The following is a 16,664-nucleotide window of genomic DNA, read 5'->3' as shown; positions in this document are numbered from 1 at the left end:
CGATGACCTCCTACGCCTTCCTGCAGCACCTGACCTTCGCGGCCGGGCTGGCGGCGCTTTCCGCCATGCTGGTGCGGCTGATGATCGCCTTCCCGATCCTCGACCACCCCGACCACCGCAAGGCGCACAGCCGCCCCACGCCGAAGGGGGGCGGTGTCGGCATCGTCTGCGCCTTCATCCTGGGCATGCTGGTGCTCTACCAGGTGGCCGATTTCGCGCGCATGGCGGATCGCCGCTTCATCGGCGTCATCCTGGCGGCGGTGGCGATCGCCGTGGTGGCGCTGCTGGACGACATCCGCGACTTTCGCTTCGTGGTGAAGCTGGCGGCCCAGGGCCTTGCCGCCCTGGTGGCGGTCGGCAGCGGGCTGGTGGTGGACCGCCTGGCGCTGCCCTGGTACGGCATCCTCGAACTCGGCCCGCTCGGCGCCGTGCTGACGCTGTTCTGGATCATCGCCTGCACCAACGCGGTGAACTTCATGGACGGGCTGGACGGGCTGATCGGCGGCACGGTGCTGATCGCCTGCGTCGGGCTCGGCTTCGTGGCGGAGCTCCAGAACGGCTGGTTCATCTACGCCGCCTGCCTGATCCTGGCCGCCGGCATCCTCGGCTTCCTGCCCTTCAACCTGAGCCCGGCCCGCATCTTCATGGGCGATGTCGGCAGCCAGTTCCTCGGCTTCATGCTGGCGGTGCTGGGGGTGGCGGCCGCGCGGCTTGATGTGGCGCAGCTCTCCTTCCTGCTGGTGCCGCTGCTGCTCTTCGCGCTGCTCTTCGACACCGGCTTCACCCTGCTGCGCCGCGCCGTCATGAGCGAGCCGCTCAGCGCGCCGCACCGCACCCATCTCTACCAGATGGCGCAGCGCAGCGGCATGCCGATGGGAGCGGTGGCGGCGGTGCATTGGGGCTTCACGGCCTTCCATGGGGCGCTGGCGCTACTGTTCCTGCGCCTGGCGCCGGACGTGAAGCCGCTGATCATCCTGCCGCCGCTGGCGGTGCAACTGCTCTGGCTCGCCTATGTCGCGGCGCGGGTGCGGCGCGCCGGGCTCAGCTGGGTGGGTTGACCACCTCCAGCCGCATCATCCCGGCCTCGCCCACCCACTGCTCCGAGCGGTAGATGCCGCCCGACTGCGGATCGGCCCAGTAGCGATTGGTGAAACTGCCGCCGCCGCGGCGGCGGCAATGCTCCAGCACCAGCACCGCGGCGCCTTCCATGCTGGCCGTCAGGCGGCAGTTCAGCGCCAGGCCGAAGCGCATGCTGTCGGGCGAGCGGTCGCTCCGCATCAGGTCCACCTGCCGCCGCAGGGTCGCGGATTGCCCGACCAGTGCCAGTGGCTCGTCCAGCGGGTCGGGGCCATCGAGCCGGGTGCTGGCGATCCATTCCCGCAGCCCTGCGGTGGCGACGATGCGGGCGCCGTCGGTCGCCACTGCCAGCCCGCCGGCGCTGCGCCAGAGGCGGTTCTCGCCGTTCTCCTGGATCAGCAGCGCCAGCGCCCGGCTGCCGCGCCAGGCGAGCCGGATGGAGGGCGTGTCCTCCGGAGGCCGTGCCATCGCCTGCGGCGGGTCGGGCTCCGCTTCGGGGGGCGGCGCCTCCCAGAGCGCGGAGAGGCCGGGAAGGGCGGAAAGCTCCGGAAGGGCAGGGAGGCCGATGCAGCCGGGCAGCAGCAGGAGAAGGCCGAGCAGGGCAGCGCGCATGGCCTTAGTCTAGATTATCACGCGTCCGTGATCACCTGCTTTGTTCCGGAAACGGCCGGCCTATATTGATCGGGATCAAGGCGCACCCACCCGGTGCGGCGCATCCTCCCCGGCACAAAAGAGGAGCCGGACCCATGACCATGCCGACCGCCAAGGACATCATGACGCCCGACGTCGTCACCGTGCCACCGGAGACGCCGTTCCTGGCCGTCGCCCATCTGCTGGCGGAGCGCGGCATCTCCGCCGTGCCGGTGGTGGGGCCGGACGGCGCGCTGCTCGGGATCGTCACGGAGGCAGACCTCATCCGCCGCCTGGCCGGCGCCGACAAGCCGCCGATGGGGCTGCTGCGCCAGCTCTTCGCCAACATGGACCAGCTGGCCAACCGCTATGCCTGCAGCCACGGCACCACCGCCGCCGAGGTGATGACCACCGACGTCATCACCGTCGCGCCCGGGACGAAGGTCGGCGCCGTCGCCGAGACGATGGAGACGCACAACATCCGCCGCGTGCTGGTGGTGGAGGAGGGCAAGCTGCGCGGCGTGGTCAGCCGTGCCGACCTTCTGCGCGCCCTGGTGGCGCCGCAGATCGATGCGGGCAACTACTCCGACGAGCGGCTGCGCCGCGCCGTGCTGGCGGCGATGAAGCGTGAGCCCTGGGCCGACACCTTCTACACCCTGGTGGACGTGCAGGATGGTGTGGTCGAGCTGCACGGCTTCAGCCGCAGCCTCTCCGTGCAGCGGGCCCTGAAGGTGCTGGCCGAGCAGGTGCCGGGCGTGAAGGGCGTGGTGGACAAGACCCAGCCGATGCCGACCTACCTGTTCGCCGGCAGCTGACGGCAAGGCCGGGGGGGTCTCCCCCGGCATGCCCCCCGGCCCGCGGGGGACGCGGGCCGAGGGCAACCCCGGCGGAGGCGGGGGGTTCATCCCGGCAGACAGCCAGGGAGCGAACCATGCCGACCGATCGCAACGAGGACGAGATGCGGATGAAGGTGCGGGAGATGATCTCCGACATCGCCACCGCGACCTTCGTCACCCTTGACGAGCAGGGCCGCCTGCGCGGCCGCCCGATGCGTACCCAGAAGCCGGACCCCGACGGCCACACCCTCTGGTTTTTCACCCGCAAGGACAGCCCGAAGGTGGCGGAACTGGCGCATGACTCGCGCGTCCTGCTCGGTTATGCGGATACCAAGAGCCAGGATTACGTCTCCCTCTTCGGGCGCGGCCGGGTGGTGACCGACGTGGCGAAGAAGAAGGAGCTCTGGACCGAGGGCCTGCGCAGCTGGCTGCCGCAGGGGCCGGAGGGCGAGGATGTGGCACTGATCGCCGTGACGGTCGAAGGGGCCGAGTACTGGGACGGCATCTCCTCCAACCTGCGCTATGCCTACGGCTATGCCCAGGCGCTGATGGGCGGCAAGCCGGACAGCAGCGAGAATGCGAAAGTCCGCTTCGGCGATTGACGCCGTGGCTGCATCAATTCTGCTTGAAGAACCATAAAATTGATGAGAGGTTAGTGTCTGCCACCAGGAGGGTGGCGCTCGGGGTGGGTGAGTACCATGGCAGCGTGGCTCTCCAGGATGTTCGACTCCCGGGGGAAGGTGCGGCCCAACCCGCCGCTGCATCCTGAGGCTGTGCCGCAGGATGCATTGGCGCGCCCCACTGCTTCTCCGGGCTTTGCGGAGGGTCCGCTCCGCGCCGATTTCGATTCGCTCTCCGGCGCCACACCGGTGATGCCACCGCCCTCGCCTGCTCCGGCACCAGAGGCGGAGCGGCCGGAGGCGGTGGCGCCCTTCACCAGCACCGGCCCTCACGGCCATCGCGGCCGCATGCGGGAGAAGCTGTTGGAGCGTGGGCCGGATGCGCTGGCCGACTACGAACTGCTTGAGATGCTGCTCTTCTTCGCCTTCAAGCAGGGCGATACCAAGCCGCTGGCGAAATCCCTCATCAACCGCTTCGGCAGCTTCGCCGGCGTGCTGGCGGCACCGCAGAAGGTGCTGCTGGAGACGCGCGGCCTGGGGCCGCACAGTGTGGCCGCCATCAAGCTGGTGCAGGCGGCCGCCCTCCGCCTCGCCAAGGCGGAGGTGATGGAGGCGCCGGTCCTCAACAACTGGGATCGGCTGATCACCTATCTCAACGCCGCCATCTCGCGCGAGAAGATCGAGCAGTTCCGCATCCTCTTCCTCGACAGCAAGAACCGCCTGATCGCCGACGAGCCCCAGGCCAAGGGCACCGTCAACCACACGCCGGTCTATCCGCGCGAGGTGATGAAGCGGGCGCTGGAACTGCACGCCACCGCCCTGATCCTGGTGCACAACCATCCGAGCGGCGATCCCACGCCCAGCCGCGCCGATGTCGAGATGACACAGGAGATCAAGCAGGCCGGGAGCTTCTTCGCGGTGGTGGTGCATGACCACCTGATCGTCGGCAATGGGCGGTATTTCAGCTTTCGGAGGGAGGGGCTGCTCTAGGCCGGCCAGGGCGGGCGCCGCCCTCCCTGGAACCCTCCCGCCGGGGTGGCTGAACCACCCCGGACCCCGGCATCAGCAAGCCCGGCGCGGGGCCTCCGGTCACGCAATGCCGGGCAGGGCGGGGCGCGCCTCGCCGGCCTGGCGGACGGCACCCCGGGCAGCGGCCAGGCCCTTCGGGAAGCCCGAGCGATCCCGGTAGTCACGCCGTGGGCCGCTTGGGCGCGCGTGCCGCCTGGTCAGTCCCTGTTGGCAGAGCACATCCAGCAGGGTGACGCCGGCAACGGCAAGCAGCGCAAGCTCGGCGTTGCCGCGCTTCGGATTGTCATGGCGCAGGGCGGGAAGGAGCGTCAGGATGTCGAGCCCGTCACCCGCGACCCGGCTCGTGACGCCTGGGAGCGGGTTGGCCGAGAGGCATGCGACGCCGGATGCGACCTCCCGCAGGCCGTAGCCGCGGATCAGCCACTCGTATCCTTCCAGGCCGAGGCCCCGCGCGACGCGGTTGGCAGCGAGCAGTTCGGCCGCGCCGAGCCCGATGCTGAACCAGCCCAGGCCACGGGCCATGCGGTCGGCCGCGCCGAGCGAACTGGGCCCGGTGGACTGCACCTTCGGGTCACCCGGCGAGCGGGCGATATCGGCGGCTTTCGCCAGCATGTTCATGGAACCCACCCTCAGGGCTTGAGGACAACCTTGACGCAGCTGTCCTGCTTGTCACGGAACACCTTGTACATCTCCGGGCCTTCCTCCAGGCCCACCGTATGGGTGATGACGAAGGAGGGGTCGATCTGCCCCTCCTCGATCCGGCGGAGGAGGTCATCCGTCCAGCGGTTCACATGCGTCTGGCCCATGCGGAAGGTCAGGCCCTTGTTCATGGCCATGCCCATCGGGATCTTGTCCACCAGCCCGCTATAGACGCCGGGGATGGAGATGATGCCCGCCGGCCGGCAGACATAGATCATCTCGCGCAGGACATGCGGGCGGTCATTCTCCATCAGCATCGCCTGCTTGGCGCGGTCCAGCAGCGTATCGGGCAGGCTGGGCGTGACATGCGCTTCCAGGCCGACGGCGTCGATGCACTTCTCCGGGCCTTTTCCGCCCGTCAGGTCATTCAGGCGCCCGACGACGCTCTCCTCCTCGAAGTTGATGGGGATCGCGCCGCCCGCCTCGGCCATGGAGAGCCGCTCCGGAACGCAGTCGATCGCGACCACCTGCTTCGCCCCGAGCAGGATGGCGCTGCGGATCGCCATCTGGCCGACCGGGCCGCAGCCCCAGATCGCCACCGTGTCCGTCGGCTCGATGTCGCACTGCGCCGCGGCCTGCCACCCCGTGGGAAAGATGTCGCTGAGGAAGAGCACCTGCTCATCCGTCAGGTTGTCCGGCACCTTGATGTGGGTGGCATCCGCGAAGGGCACACGAAGGTATTCGGCCTGGCCACCGGGATACCCGCCGGTCAGATGCGTGTAGCCGAAGAGCCCGGCCGTGGTGTGGCCGAAGACCTTCTCGGCGAGATCCTTCCTGCGGTTCGTCCTTTCGCAGACGGAGAAATTGCCGCGTTTGCACTGGTCGCATTCGCCGCAGATGATGGTGAAGGGCACAACAATGCGGTCGCCCGTCCTGAGCTTGCTTTTCGCGGCGGAGCCCACCTCGACGACTTCTCCCATGGCCTCGTGGCCCATGATGTCGCCGGGCAGCATGGCCGGGATGAAGTTGTGGAAGAGGTGTAGGTCCGAGCCGCAGATGGCGCAGCTTGTCACCCGGATGATGGCGTCACGAGGGTCCTCGATCTCGGGGTCCGAAACCCTGTCGCACCGGATGTCCTGCTTGCCGTGCCAAACCAAGGCCTTCATCGCATGCCCTCCGCTGCGCAAATGAACGCAATCCGCCTGGCTCCGGACCCGCGGACTCTCCTACGGATCGCGAAGCCTCATGGGTGCGGTAACATCGTCATCACCGGAGGGTTCCTCGGCTCTCCGCCTCGTCATGTGGCCGGGACGCAGCCGCTTTCGGCCGATCCGCCCGCCGGGAGAGCGCCGCCCTCCCGGCGGGCGGTTCAACCATCTCTCCCATCCCGGCACCGGGAAGGCAGGGGGAGGGGCCGCTGGCAGGGATATCGCAGGGCCAGCCAACTCCGCCGCGCGAGCACGTCCGCGTGCCCTGATGACCGACGATCGTTGTGAAAGGTCATGGACAGGAAGCAGGCGCGGCTCGCGGCCCGATCGGAAGACCCTCTGCCCCGCGGGCACCGGCGGAAAGCCTGGTGCCGGCCTATGCGGTCGTCCTGCCCGCCCTGGCCGGCGGCGTGGCCGTCTGGATCGCCGCCGGGCCGGCGGCATCGCTGGGCCTGCACTGGACCATCACCTGGGCCGGCGCCATTCTGTGCGCTTCCTTGCCGGCGTCCGCCATGGCCCCAGCTTCCGGCAGGAGGGCGGCCCGAACTTCGGGCAGCTCGGGTCCATGCTCTGGTTTCTCGCGCTGGGCGCGGCGGCGCTGTTCTCACCGTGGATGCCCGCCTCGGTGATCCTGCTCCTCGCCGGATACGGGACCATGGCGGTGCTGGACCCGATCGCGGCGCGCCGGCGTGAGGCGCCCCGCGACTTCCGGCGGCTCCGGTCTCCGCAGCGACTCTTGCTTGCCGCCGGTCCGGCCAGCCTGCTGGTCAGGTAGCCGGCCTGAGCGGCGCCTTGGCTCCGCTCAGGCCGGCTACCGCTATCCCGGGCCTTGCCGCGTCAGCGCGTGGCCTTCGGCGGGTCCTGCGAGTAGTCGTAGAAGCCGCGCCCGCTCTTCCGCCCGAGCCAGCCGGCCTCGACATACTTCACCAGCAGCGGGGAGGGGCGATACTTGCTGTCGCCCATGCCCTCGTGCAGCACGCGCATGATGGCGAGGCAGGTGTCGAGCCCGATGAAGTCCGCCAGCTCCAGCGGGCCCATCGGGTGGTTGGCGCCCAGCTTCAGCGCGGTGTCGATCGAACGGACGTCGCCCACCCCTTCCTGCAGCGTCTGCACCGCCTCGTTGATCATCGGGATCAGGACGCGGTTGACGATGAAGGCCGGGTAGTCCTGCGCGACCGCCGTGACCTTGCCGAGCTTGCCGGCCAGCGCCAGCACGGCGCCGAAGGTCGGCTCGTCGGTGGCGATGCCGCGGATGATCTCGACCAGCTTCATGACCGGCACCGGGTTCATGAAGTGCATGCCGATGACGCGCTCGGGCCGGTCGGTGGCGGCGGCGAGGCGGGTGATCGGGATCGATGAGGTGTTGGAGGCGAGGATGGCCTCCTGCTTCAGCAGCGGGCAGACCGCCTTGAAGAGGGAGAGCTTGAGCTCCTCGCGCTCGGTGGCCGCCTCGATGACGATGTCGCTCTCGCCGAGGAGGGCCATCTCGGTGCCGGTGCGGATGCGGCCGAGGGCCGCCTCCTTGGCCTCGGCGGTGAGGGCGCCCTTGGCCACCTGGCGGTCCATGTTCTTCGCCATGGTCGCCAGCGCCTTCTCCAGCGCCTCGGCCTTCACGTCCACCAGCACGACGGGCAGCCCGGCCAGCGCGGCCACATGGGCGATGCCGTTGCCCATCTGGCCGGCGCCGATGACGCCGACGGATGCGATCTCGGGGATACCCGTCATCGCCATGGCTCAGCCCAGCGCCTTTTCCAGCTCGGGGATGAGAGTGAACAGGTCGCCCACCAGGCCGTAATCGGCCACCTGGAAGATCGGCGCCTCCTCGTCCTTGTTGATGGCGACGATCACCTTGCTGTCCTTCATGCCGGCCAGGTGCTGGATGGCGCCCGAGATGCCGACGGCGATGTAGAGCTCGGGTGCCACGATCTTGCCGGTCTGGCCGACCTGGTGGTCGTTCGGCGCGTAGCCGGCATCCACCGCGGCACGGGAGGCACCCACCGCGGCGCCGAGCTTGTCGGCCACCTTGTCGAGGATCGCGAAGTTCTCCGCCGAGCCGAGCGCGCGGCCGCCGGAAATGACGACACGGGCGGCGGTCAGCTCCGGCCGCTCGCTCTGCGCGATCTGCGCGCCGACGAAGGCGGAAATGCCCGGGTCCTCGGCGCCCGGCGCCGGCTCCACGGTGGCGCTGCCGCCCTCGGCGGGCACCGGGTCGAAGGAGGCGGCGCGGACGGTCAGCACCTTCTTGGCGTCCGAGGTCTTCACCGTGGCGAGCGCATTGCCGGCATAGATGAAGCGGCGGAAGGTGTCGGGCCCCTCCACGCCGGAGATGTCGGAGAGGATCTGCACGTCGAGCAGGGCGGCGACGCGGGGCATGATGTTCTTGCCCATGGCGCTGCCGGGGGCCAGCAGATGCGTGTAGGAGGGCGCCAGCGCCACCAGCAGGGCGGCGGCCGGCTCGGCCAGCCCATGCTCATAGGCCGGGCCATCGGCCTGGATCACCTTGGTGACGCCGGGCAGCTTGGCCGCCGCCTGCGCGGCCGCGGCATCGCCCAGCACCAGCACATGCACGTCGGAATCGATCTGCGAGGCGGCCGCCACCGTGCTGCGGGTCGGGTTGCTGACGGTCGTGCCGCTGCGGTCGGCGAGAACGAGAACGGCCATGGCTCAGATCACCTTCGCTTCGTTGCGCAGCTTGTCCACCAGCGTGGCGACGTCCGGCACCTTCACGCCGGCCTGCCGCTTCGGCGGGTCCTCGACCTTCAGCGTGGTCAGGCGCGGGGTGACATCGACGCCGAGATCGGCCGGCTTCAGCGTCTCGATCGGCTTCTTGCGCGCCTTCATGATGTTGGGCAGCGACGCGTAGCGCGGCTCGTTCAGCCGCAGGTCGGTGGTGACGATGGCGGGCAGCTTCAGGCTGACCGTCTCCAGGCCGCCATCCACCTCGCGCGTCACCTTCGCCTCGCCCTCGGCCATCTCGACCTTGCTGGCGAAGGTGCCCTGCGCCCAGCCGAGCAGCGCCGCCAGCATCTGGCCGGTGGCGTTCATGTCGTCGTCGATCGCCTGCTTGCCCATGATGACCAGCTGCGGCGACTCGCGCCCGACCAGCGCCTTCAGGATCTTGGCGACGGCCAGCGGCTCGGTGCCCTCGGCCTCGACCAGGATGCCGCGGTCGGCGCCCATGGCCAGCGCGGTGCGGATCTGCTCCTGCGCCTGGGCCGGGCCGATGGAGACGGCGACGATCTCGGTCGCCACGCCCTTCTCCTTCAGCCGCACCGCCTCCTCGACGGCGATCTCGTCGAAGGGGTTCATCGACATCTTCACGTTCGCCGTCTCGACGCCCGTGCCGTCCGCCTTCACGCGGACCTTCACGTTGTAATCGACCACCCGCTTGATGGGTACGAGGAGCTTCATCGCCGGGCCGTGTCCTGTTGTTCCAACCTGGGTTTCCAAAGGTCATGCCCGGCCGGCGCCGCCCGGGGCCGGGCGACGCGACGGGCATGCCGCCGCCCCTCGCGGGGCGGTCTTGGCGCTGTTGCGGTGCAAAGCCTATGCGCCAGCCTTACCCGAGGCAAGGTGAGCGCCGCAACGAGGCCGTGCGGTTCAGCGCCCCATGCTGAGCATCAGCGCCAGGAAGAGCAGGATCGAAAGGCCCTGCAGCCCGATGCGCCAGCGCATCAGGCGGTTGGAGCGGGCGCCATCCGCCCCGCCGCGCACCGCGCCCAGCACGCCGGCCATCATGACGCCGAAGGTGGCGAGCATGGCGATGCCGAGCAGGATCGAGAGGAGTGTCTGCATCCACGCGAGATAGCGCCGTTTCACGGCCGTGCAAGCGCCGGCGGCGGGGCGCCGGGGCCTTTGGTAACGAGGCTTGACCTGGTCCGTCTTATCGGCTTCGCCCCTCCTCCATGCGCCTCCTGCCCGTCCTGCTGCTGCTCTGCGGCCTCGCGCTGCCGGCCCTGGCCCAGCCCCCCGCCGCACCCCCGGCCGCTGCGGCCGCCGGCATGCGGCCGGGCGAGGCGCAGCGCCTGCTCAACCTGCTGCGGGACGAGGCGCGCCGGGCCGAGCTGACGCGAACCCTGGAAGCGCTGGCCGCCGCCGAGGCGCGCATCGCCCCCGCCGCGGCCCCTCCGCCGGCCGCTCCCGCCAGCGGCATGCCTCCCGCAGCGGCCGAGGCCGCCGCCGCGGCGCCCGAGGCACCGCTGCTCGCTCCCAACACGCTGGGCGGGCAGATCCTGATCGGCGCCTCGCAGCGGCTCGCCTGGCTGTCCGAGCAGGCCGTCGCCGCCGCCCAGGCCGTCACCGACCTGCCGGGCCTGCTCTCCTGGTTCTCCTCGCTGGCGCGCGACCCGGTGACCCAGGCGCGGGTGATCGACGCCTCCTGGAAGCTGGCGCTGCTGTTCGGCCTCGGCATCTGGGCGGAGTGGGTGGTGCAGCGCGCCCTGGCCGGGCAGCGCGCGCGGCTGGACCGCATGGCGCCGCGTGCCGTGCATGGCTGGGGCTGGCTGCGGCGGGTACCGCTGGTGATGGGGCGGCTGCTGCTCGACCTGCTGCCGGTCGCCGCCTTCGGCCTCGTCTCCTACGGACTGATCGGGGCGGTGCGGCCGCTGCCAACCACCGAGCTGGTGCTGCTGACGGCGAACAACGCCTATCTGGCCTGCCGGCTGGTGATGGCGCTGAGCCGGATGCTGCTCTCGCCCGCCTCGCGTCACTTGCGGCTGCTGCCCTGCTCCGACCTGACGGCCGCCTATGTGACGCTCTGGCTCGGGCGCATCGCGGTGGTGCTGGTGGGCGGCTACGGCATGGCCGAGGCGGGACTGCTGCTGGGCCTGCCCTGGGGGGCCTATGACGCCATCCTGCGGCTGGTGCTGCTGGTTGTTTCCTTCTTCTGCGGCATCATCGTGCTGCAGAACCGGGTGGCGGTGGCGCAGTTCCTGCGCGCGCCGCCGCTCAAGCCGGGCGATGCGCCGCACCGTGCCCGCGCCGCGCTGCGCCGCTTCCGCGACTGGCTGGCCGAGGTCTGGCACGTGCTGGCCATTCTCTATCTGCTGGCGCTCTGGGCGGTCTGGGCGCTGCGGATCGAGGAGGGCTTCACCCGGCTGCTGCGCGCCAGCCTGTTCACCCTGATGGTGCTGGCCGCCGCCAAGGGGCTCGACATGGGCCTGCGCCGGGTCCTGGCCGGCAGCTTCCGCATCGCGCCGGACCTGGCGCACCGCTATCCCGGCCTGGAGGCGCGCGCCAACCACTACCTGCCGCTGCTGAAGGGCGGTGTCTCGGCCATGCTGACGGTGCTGACCCTGCTGGTCCTGCTGGAGGTCTGGGGGATCGGCTCCTTCGCCTGGTTCGCGCCCGGCGAGCTGGGCAGCCGGGTGGTCGGCTCCGGCCTCTCCTTCGCGCTGACCGTGCTGGCCGGCGTGCTGGTCTGGGAGGCGGCCAATGCCGCGCTGCGGCGGCACCTGGAGCGGCTCTCGCGCGATGCCGAGGCGGCGCGCAGCGCCCGGGTGCGCACCCTGCTGCCGATGCTCCGCACCAGCCTGCTGGTGGTGATCCTGCTCTTCGTCGGCTTCAACCTGCTGACGCAGATCGGCGTGAACGTGGCGCCGCTGCTGGCCGGCGCCGGCGTGGTCGGCCTGGCGCTGGGCTTCGGCTCGCAGAAGCTGGTGCAGGACGTCATCACCGGCATTTTCCTGCTGTTCGAGGACGCCATGGCGGTGGGCGACGTGGTCAACCTGGGCGGCAAGGCGGGAGTGGTGGAGCAGCTTTCCATCCGCTCCATCAAGCTGCGCGACCTGGATGGCAGCGTGCACATCATCCCGTTCAGCACCGTCACCAGCGTCACCAACATGACGCGCGACTTCTCCTTCGCGCTGCTCGACGTGCAGGTGAGCTACCGGGAGAACACCGATCGCATCGTCGAGCTGCTCCAGGGGCTCTGCCAGGAGATGCGCGGCGAGGCGAAGTGGAGCCAGGCCATCCGCGACGACATGGAGGTGCTGGGGGTGGACAGCCTGCAGACCAATGGCCCGGTGGTGCGGGTGCGGATCAAGACCGAACCGATCAAGCGCTGGGACGTGATGCGCGAGATGAACCGCCGCATCCGGCATCGCTTCGACGAGCTGGGCATCGAGATCCCGGCGCACCGGCAGCAGGTGGTCTTTACCGGGGCGGTGCCGCCCCCCGCTGCCGCCTCCGCGCCGCAGCCGTGAGGCTCGGGAGAGGCTTGTCTCGTGCCGGGGGAGCGCCTATCCTTCCTGACATGGACCGCATTCGGACCTTCCGGATCATCATTAGCGGCCCGGCCGCCTGAGCGCCTTGCGGGGGGCAGCGGCCGGGGAAACCCCGCGCAGCCTCTTCCAACCGCTCGATCCGGAACCTTTTCCGATGTCCGATTGCTCCGCTGCCCTGACGGCCGCCCGCTTCACCGTTGTGGCCGAGGCCTCGCCGGGCCTGCTCTCCCGTGTGCTGGAACCTTTCGCCAAGCGCGACCTGACACCCGACCGCGTCCGCTCCCAGCGCGAGGGCGCGCTGCTGCGCACCGAGGTGGCGCTCGACGCCATGCCGGTCGAGATGCTGCACCTCGTGGCCGGCAACCTGGGCCAGATCATCGGTGTGATCCGTGTGGAGGCGATGGAAGGCCGCCACATCCGCCTGGCGGCCTGAAGTCCGAGGAGGGGGCCGAGGGACAGCGCCTCGGGCCCCGTTTTTCCTTCAGCTGCCCGTCGCCAGGGCCAGATGTGCGCCGAGCGCCACCAGGGACGCGAAGAACACCCGCCGGAACAGCATGGGGGGCAGGCGCAACCGCTGCCCCAGGGCCATGCCGAGCAGCGCCGGGGCAAGGGCGAGCGCCGAGGCGCCGAGTTCCGCGCCGCCCAGGGCGGCATGGCGTGAGAGCGTGGCTGCCAGGGCGAGGGTCGAGGCGCTGAAGGCCAGCCCCATGCCCTGCAGCAGTCTCTGCCGCTCCAGCCCCAGCGCCTGCAGATAGGGCACCGCCGGCAGCACGAAGACACCGGTGGCGGCGGTGAGCAGACCGGTGGCGGCACCGCTCGCCGCGCCCGCCCAGCCGGTGGCGCCGGGCGGGAGGGTGAACCGCCGCTCGCTCAGGCCGAGCAGCCCATAGAGCAGCAGGGCCACCCCCAGGGTCTGCCGCGCCGTCCGCGCGCCGCTTTCACCCAGCCCCAGCCCGGCCAGCGCCGCCAGCCCGGCGCCCGCGAGGATGCCGAGCAGCAGCGGCGCGAGACGGCGCAGCAGGGGGAGCAGGGCGCCGCCCCAGGCGCCCTGCCAGAGATTCGTCAGCAGCGAAGGCAGCACCAGCAGTGCCGCCGCTTCGGCGGGCGGCAGGAACAGGCCGAGCAGCCCGATGGCGACGGTGGGCAGGCCAAGGCCGACCACCCCCTTCACCAGCCCGGCCAGGAAGAACACGCCGGCCACCGCCAGCACCATGGAGAGATCGCTTGTCATGCCGCGCAGCTTGCGGGCGGCGGCATGGCGGGCACAATGCGGCTTTCGACGAGGCTGGCTTCGCGGAAGGCGAAGGCACGTGGCATGCACCTGGACCTGACCGACCTGCGGCTGTTCCTGGCCATTCTGGAGGAGGGCAGCATCACTGCGGGCGCGGCGCGGGTGAACCTGGCGCTGGCGGCGGCCAGCACGCGCATCCGCGGGCTGGAGGCACGGGCGGGCGTGACGCTGCTGGAGCGGGGGCGGCGCGGCGTGCGGCCTACCCCGGCGGGATTGGCGCTGCTGCACCATGCGCGCGCCGTGCAGGCACAGGTCGCGCGGCTGGAGGCGGAGCTGAAGGACCATGCCGGCGGCGTGCGCGGCATGGTGCGCCTGCCGGCCAATGGCGCCGCCTGCGCCGAGTTCCTGCCCGAGGCACTGCCCGCCTTCCTGGCCGCCCATCCACTGATCGACGTGGAGCCGGAGGAGAGGCCAAGCCATGCCGTGCTCGACGCGGTGACGACGGGCGCGGCGGAGCTTGGCATCGCCGCGGCCTGGGCGCTGGAAGGAAGGGCCGGCCTCTGCGGTGCCCCGTTCCGTACGGATCGCCTCGTGCTGGTGGCGCCGCGCGGGCATCGGCTCGCCAGCGGGCCGGCGCTGCGGCTGGCGGAGGCTCTCTCGGCGGAGTTCGTCGGCCTGGGCACGGGCAGTGCCTTGCAGGCCCATCTGCTGGCGCAGGCCACCCGCGCCGGTGGGCAGCTGCGGCTGCGGACGCACGCCCCGGGCTTCGACGCCGCCTGCCGCATGGTTGCGGCCGGGGCGGGTGTGGCCATCCTGCCGGAGAATGCCGCACGCCGGCACCGCCGCATCCTCGCCATCCGGCGGCTGGCGGAGTCCTGGGCCGTGCGCCGGCTGATGCTCTGCACCCGGGCGGGCGCCACGCTGACGCCGCAGGCAGACCGGCTGTTCCAACATCTCGCGCGGGAAGGACAGTGACCCCTTAAACCTCGCCGCCAGATGGGCGGCCGCTGCGCTTGGCCGCCGTTGCGGGAGGGCTAGAGCAGATCCCGTTCCGATGGCATCATCGGAACGGGTGAAGATGCTCGTCAAAACGCTCTGGGATGAAAGCCTGCCCGGGAGCCGCCGGGAAGGGCGGGGCCGGGGGGGGGGCATTGCCACCCAGCGGGGATGTCCAGAGGGGCGGAGCCCTCTCTGGAAGGTTCAGGCCTGCTTCCGCTCGATCAGCCCGTGGCGGATCTTGCGGCCGCGGCGGATGCGGTCCTCGATGAATTCCGCCTGCCCCCAGCGCACGGCGCGGCCCAGGGCATGCGCGTCCTCCGAGAAGCGCGCCAGCATCTCCAGCAGTGCCTCACGGTTGTTGAGGAAAACGTCGCGCCACATGTCCACGTCGCTGGCGGCGATGCGGGTGAAATCGCGGAAGCCGGAGGCGGCGAATTTCAGCACCTGCTCGCGGGTTTCCTGCGCCAGGTCGTCGGCGGTCGAGCAGATGGTGAAGGCGATCAGGTGTGGCAGGTGGGAGACGATGGCCACCACCTTGTCATGGGTGGCCGCATCCATGGTTTCGATCATCGCCCCGGCGCGGCGCCAGAGTTCGGCGATTTTCTCCACCGCCGCCGGGTCGGCGCCTTCCGGCGGAGTCAGGATGGTGTAGCGGCCCTGGAACAGGGTGGCGAAACCGGCATCGGGGCCGGAATGCTCGGTGCCCGCCATCGGATGGCCGGGCACGAGATGCACGCCTTCGGGCAGCCGCGGCAGGAGATCGCGCAGCACCGAGCCCTTGGTCGAGCCCACATCGCTCAGCACCGCACCGGGGGCGAGGTGCGGCGCGATCTGCGCCATGACGCGGCCGAAGGTGCCGACCGGGGTGCAGAGGAGGACGCCGTCGCAGCCCTCGACGGCGCGGGTGGCCTCCACCTCCACCACATCGGCGAGGCCGAGCTGCTTCACGCGCGCCGCCACGCCCACGCCGGTGTCGCAGGCGACCAGGGTGTGCGCGATATCGCCCCGCTCCCGCGCCAGGCGGGCGATGGAGGAGCCGATCAGCCCCAGCCCGATCAGGCAGAGGCGGTTGAAGACCGGCTCAGCCATGCGGCACAGGGGCAGTCAGCGCATCGAGCACCATCTGGCACTCCTCGGCGGTGCCGATGGTGATGCGCAGGCAGGCCGGCAGGCCGTAGCCGGCCATGGCGCGCACGATCAGCCCATGCGCCTTCAGCTTCGCGTCGGCCGCCCTGGCGCCGTCGGGGGAGCCGAAATCCACCAGCAGGAAGTTGGTGTGGCTCGGCCAGACCTTGAGGCCGGCCTTCTCCAGCGCCGCCACCATGCGGTCGCGCCATTCGCTGTTGTGGGCGACGCATTTCTCCACCCAGCCCGGTTCGGAGAGGGCGGCGGTGGCGGCGGCCTGGGAGGCGGCGGCGACGTTGAAGGGGCCGCGCACGCGGTTCAGCGTCTCGATGATCTCGGGCGCGCCATAGCCCCAGCCGATCCGCATGCCGCCCAGGCCGAAGATCTTGCTGAAGGTGCGCAGCATGATGGTGCTGGGGGCGGCGTCCACCAGCGCGGCGCCCGCATCGTAGCCGGGCTCGGTGACGTATTCGGCATAGGCGCTGTCCAGCACCAGCAGGATGTCGTCGCGCAGGCCGGCGCGCAGGCGCGCCACCTCGGCGGTGGGCAGCAGCGCACCGGTCGGGTTGTTCGGGTTGGCCAGGAAGACGATGCGGGTGCGCGGGCCGACGGCGGCGAGCATGCCGTCGATATCGGCCAGCATGTTCTTTTCCGGCACCTTGATGACGCGGCTGCCGGCATAGCGGCCGGCGATGTCGTACATCAGGAAGCCATAGGCGGACATGATGATCTCCGTCCCCTCGCCGCCATAGGCGAGGCAGAGGTGGGAGATCAGCTCGTCCGAGCCGTTGCCGCAGACGATGTGCGCGGGGTCCAGGTTCCAGCGCTTGCCGAGCGCGTTGCGCAGGGTGGTGGCGCCGCCATCGGGATAGCGGTGGGCCTCCCGCGCCGCCTCGGTGATCGCCGCGATCGCCGCGGGCGGCGGGCCGAAGGCGCCCTCGTTGGAGGAGAGCTTGATGATCCGGTTCACCCCCGGGAGCTTCGACTCGCCGCCGACATAAGGCTCGATCGACAGGATGGAGGGGCGCGGCTGCACGGTCATCGGC

The 16,664-nt window shown here is 70.6% G+C and carries 18 protein-coding genes; 8 read left to right on the top strand and 10 right to left on the bottom strand.

From position 1 onward, the window contains the following. Window positions 1-2: 2 nt before the first annotated feature. Window positions 3-1,058, top strand: coding sequence for a glycosyltransferase family 4 protein (locus tag QMO56_RS18655; protein ID WP_283528203.1), 1,056 nt, complete (start codon window positions 3-5; stop codon window positions 1,056-1,058). On the opposite strand, the gene QMO56_RS18650 is transcribed toward QMO56_RS18655, so the two are convergent. Beyond that, entirely contained in the window at window positions 1,042-1,689 is a 648-nt protein-coding gene (locus QMO56_RS18650; RefSeq protein WP_283528202.1) for a YjbF family lipoprotein, read from the bottom strand. The genes QMO56_RS18655 and QMO56_RS18650 overlap by 17 nt on opposite strands. Before the next feature lie 134 nt (window positions 1,690-1,823). Here QMO56_RS18650 and QMO56_RS18645 point away from each other — a divergent pair, with 134 nt between their 5' ends. The 3 genes from QMO56_RS18645 (at window position 1,824) to radC (ending at window position 4,153) form a co-directional block, all read left to right on the top strand. Next, the gene (locus tag QMO56_RS18645) at window positions 1,824-2,522 is read left to right on the top strand and encodes a CBS domain-containing protein (RefSeq protein ID WP_283528201.1); all 699 of its coding nucleotides are present in this window, start codon (window positions 1,824-1,826) and stop codon (window positions 2,520-2,522) included. A 116-nt stretch (window positions 2,523-2,638) separates the two neighbouring features. Next, entirely contained in the window at window positions 2,639-3,145 is a 507-nt protein-coding gene (locus QMO56_RS18640) for a pyridoxamine 5'-phosphate oxidase family protein (RefSeq protein WP_283528199.1), read from the top strand. Between the two features lie 117 nt (window positions 3,146-3,262). Continuing rightward, a complete protein-coding gene (radC, locus tag QMO56_RS18635) occupies window positions 3,263-4,153 on the top strand; it encodes a RadC family protein (protein ID WP_283528197.1) in 891 nt (296 codons plus the stop codon). Between the two features lie 99 nt (window positions 4,154-4,252). Here the strand turns inward: radC and QMO56_RS18630 are convergent, their stop codons facing one another. Both QMO56_RS18630 and QMO56_RS18625 read right to left on the bottom strand, forming a co-directional pair. After that, window positions 4,253-4,810, bottom strand: coding sequence for a hypothetical protein (locus QMO56_RS18630; RefSeq protein WP_283528196.1), 558 nt, complete (start codon window positions 4,808-4,810; stop codon window positions 4,253-4,255). A gap of 11 nt (window positions 4,811-4,821) precedes the next feature. Continuing rightward, entirely contained in the window at window positions 4,822-5,997 is a 1,176-nt protein-coding gene (locus tag QMO56_RS18625) for a zinc-dependent alcohol dehydrogenase (RefSeq protein ID WP_283528194.1), read from the bottom strand. A gap of 607 nt (window positions 5,998-6,604) precedes the next feature. Here QMO56_RS18625 and QMO56_RS18620 point away from each other — a divergent pair. Next, the gene (locus tag QMO56_RS18620) at window positions 6,605-6,814 is read left to right on the top strand and encodes a hypothetical protein (RefSeq protein ID WP_283528192.1); all 210 of its coding nucleotides are present in this window, start codon (window positions 6,605-6,607) and stop codon (window positions 6,812-6,814) included. A gap of 62 nt (window positions 6,815-6,876) precedes the next feature. Here the strand turns inward: QMO56_RS18620 and QMO56_RS18615 are convergent, their stop codons facing one another. The 4 genes from QMO56_RS18615 to QMO56_RS18600 form a co-directional block, all read right to left on the bottom strand. Further along, a complete protein-coding gene (locus QMO56_RS18615; protein ID WP_408906539.1) occupies window positions 6,877-7,770 on the bottom strand; it encodes a 3-hydroxybutyryl-CoA dehydrogenase in 894 nt (297 codons plus the stop codon). A gap of 3 nt (window positions 7,771-7,773) precedes the next feature. Beyond that, window positions 7,774-8,700 (bottom strand): electron transfer flavoprotein subunit alpha/FixB family protein, encoded by a 927-nt coding sequence (locus QMO56_RS18610; protein WP_283528191.1) that lies wholly within the window; start codon window positions 8,698-8,700, stop codon window positions 7,774-7,776. A gap of 3 nt (window positions 8,701-8,703) precedes the next feature. Continuing rightward, entirely contained in the window at window positions 8,704-9,450 is a 747-nt protein-coding gene (locus QMO56_RS18605; RefSeq protein ID WP_283528189.1) for an electron transfer flavoprotein subunit beta/FixA family protein, read from the bottom strand. 189 nt (window positions 9,451-9,639) lie between these two features. Continuing rightward, window positions 9,640-9,834 (bottom strand): twin transmembrane helix small protein, encoded by a 195-nt coding sequence (locus QMO56_RS18600; protein WP_283528187.1) that lies wholly within the window; start codon window positions 9,832-9,834, stop codon window positions 9,640-9,642. 110 nt (window positions 9,835-9,944) lie between these two features. Between QMO56_RS18600 and QMO56_RS18595 the strand changes: the two genes are divergently transcribed. Further along, complete coding sequence (locus QMO56_RS18595; protein ID WP_283528185.1) at window positions 9,945-12,242, top strand: mechanosensitive ion channel family protein; 2,298 nt, start codon at window positions 9,945-9,947, stop codon at window positions 12,240-12,242. Between the two features lie 175 nt (window positions 12,243-12,417). Next, window positions 12,418-12,696, top strand: coding sequence for a hypothetical protein (locus QMO56_RS18590; protein WP_283528184.1), 279 nt, complete (start codon window positions 12,418-12,420; stop codon window positions 12,694-12,696). A 48-nt stretch (window positions 12,697-12,744) separates the two neighbouring features. Here QMO56_RS18590 and QMO56_RS18585 read toward each other — a convergent pair whose 3' ends face one another. Then, complete coding sequence (locus tag QMO56_RS18585; protein ID WP_283528182.1) at window positions 12,745-13,494, bottom strand: TSUP family transporter; 750 nt, start codon at window positions 13,492-13,494, stop codon at window positions 12,745-12,747. 84 nt (window positions 13,495-13,578) lie between these two features. Between QMO56_RS18585 and QMO56_RS18580 the strand changes: the two genes are divergently transcribed. After that, a complete protein-coding gene (locus QMO56_RS18580) occupies window positions 13,579-14,469 on the top strand; it encodes a LysR family transcriptional regulator (protein WP_283528180.1) in 891 nt (296 codons plus the stop codon). Between the two features lie 225 nt (window positions 14,470-14,694). Here the strand turns inward: QMO56_RS18580 and QMO56_RS18575 are convergent, their stop codons facing one another. Next, window positions 14,695-15,582: a prephenate/arogenate dehydrogenase family protein gene (locus QMO56_RS18575; protein ID WP_283528178.1), complete on the bottom strand. Its 888-nt coding sequence runs from the start codon at window positions 15,580-15,582 to the stop codon at window positions 14,695-14,697. Then, on the bottom strand, window positions 15,575-16,660 hold the full coding sequence (gene hisC, locus QMO56_RS18570) for a histidinol-phosphate transaminase (protein ID WP_283528176.1): 1,086 nt from the start codon (window positions 16,658-16,660) through the stop codon (window positions 15,575-15,577). The genes QMO56_RS18575 and hisC overlap by 8 nt, the downstream gene beginning before the upstream one ends. Window positions 16,661-16,664 lie beyond the last annotated feature (4 nt).

This window comes from Roseomonas sp. E05, from assembly GCF_030063475.1.
Taxonomy (GTDB): Bacteria; Pseudomonadota; Alphaproteobacteria; order Acetobacterales; family Acetobacteraceae; genus Pseudoroseomonas.
Note: the sequence above shows the minus strand (reverse complement) of the source record. Positions and strands in the feature narration are given on the sequence as shown.

What these genes read in the sequence shown, in the direction of transcription:
- QMO56_RS18655 (WP_283528203.1), top strand. Translation starts at nt 3, where the DNA reads ATGACCTCCTACGCCTTCCTGCAGCACCTGACCTTCGCGGCCGGGCTG.
- QMO56_RS18650 (WP_283528202.1), bottom strand. Translation starts at nt 1,689, where the DNA reads ATGCGCGCTGCCCTGCTCGGCCTTCTCCTGCTGCTGCCCGGCTGCATC.
- QMO56_RS18645 (WP_283528201.1), top strand. Translation starts at nt 1,824, where the DNA reads ATGACCATGCCGACCGCCAAGGACATCATGACGCCCGACGTCGTCACC.
- QMO56_RS18640 (WP_283528199.1), top strand. Translation starts at nt 2,639, where the DNA reads ATGCCGACCGATCGCAACGAGGACGAGATGCGGATGAAGGTGCGGGAG.
- radC (WP_283528197.1), top strand. Translation starts at nt 3,263, where the DNA reads ATGTTCGACTCCCGGGGGAAGGTGCGGCCCAACCCGCCGCTGCATCCT.
- QMO56_RS18630 (WP_283528196.1), bottom strand. Translation starts at nt 4,810, where the DNA reads ATGAACATGCTGGCGAAAGCCGCCGATATCGCCCGCTCGCCGGGTGAC.
- QMO56_RS18625 (WP_283528194.1), bottom strand. Translation starts at nt 5,997, where the DNA reads ATGAAGGCCTTGGTTTGGCACGGCAAGCAGGACATCCGGTGCGACAGG.
- QMO56_RS18620 (WP_283528192.1), top strand. Translation starts at nt 6,605, where the DNA reads ATGCTCTGGTTTCTCGCGCTGGGCGCGGCGGCGCTGTTCTCACCGTGG.
- QMO56_RS18615 (WP_408906539.1), bottom strand. Translation starts at nt 7,770, where the DNA reads ATGGCGATGACGGGTATCCCCGAGATCGCATCCGTCGGCGTCATCGGC.
- QMO56_RS18610 (WP_283528191.1), bottom strand. Translation starts at nt 8,700, where the DNA reads ATGGCCGTTCTCGTTCTCGCCGACCGCAGCGGCACGACCGTCAGCAAC.
- QMO56_RS18605 (WP_283528189.1), bottom strand. Translation starts at nt 9,450, where the DNA reads ATGAAGCTCCTCGTACCCATCAAGCGGGTGGTCGATTACAACGTGAAG.
- QMO56_RS18600 (WP_283528187.1), bottom strand. Translation starts at nt 9,834, where the DNA reads ATGCAGACACTCCTCTCGATCCTGCTCGGCATCGCCATGCTCGCCACC.
- QMO56_RS18595 (WP_283528185.1), top strand. Translation starts at nt 9,945, where the DNA reads ATGCGCCTCCTGCCCGTCCTGCTGCTGCTCTGCGGCCTCGCGCTGCCG.
- QMO56_RS18590 (WP_283528184.1), top strand. Translation starts at nt 12,418, where the DNA reads ATGTCCGATTGCTCCGCTGCCCTGACGGCCGCCCGCTTCACCGTTGTG.
- QMO56_RS18585 (WP_283528182.1), bottom strand. Translation starts at nt 13,494, where the DNA reads ATGACAAGCGATCTCTCCATGGTGCTGGCGGTGGCCGGCGTGTTCTTC.
- QMO56_RS18580 (WP_283528180.1), top strand. Translation starts at nt 13,579, where the DNA reads ATGCACCTGGACCTGACCGACCTGCGGCTGTTCCTGGCCATTCTGGAG.
- QMO56_RS18575 (WP_283528178.1), bottom strand. Translation starts at nt 15,582, where the DNA reads ATGGCTGAGCCGGTCTTCAACCGCCTCTGCCTGATCGGGCTGGGGCTG.
- hisC (WP_283528176.1), bottom strand. Translation starts at nt 16,660, where the DNA reads ATGACCGTGCAGCCGCGCCCCTCCATCCTGTCGATCGAGCCTTATGTC.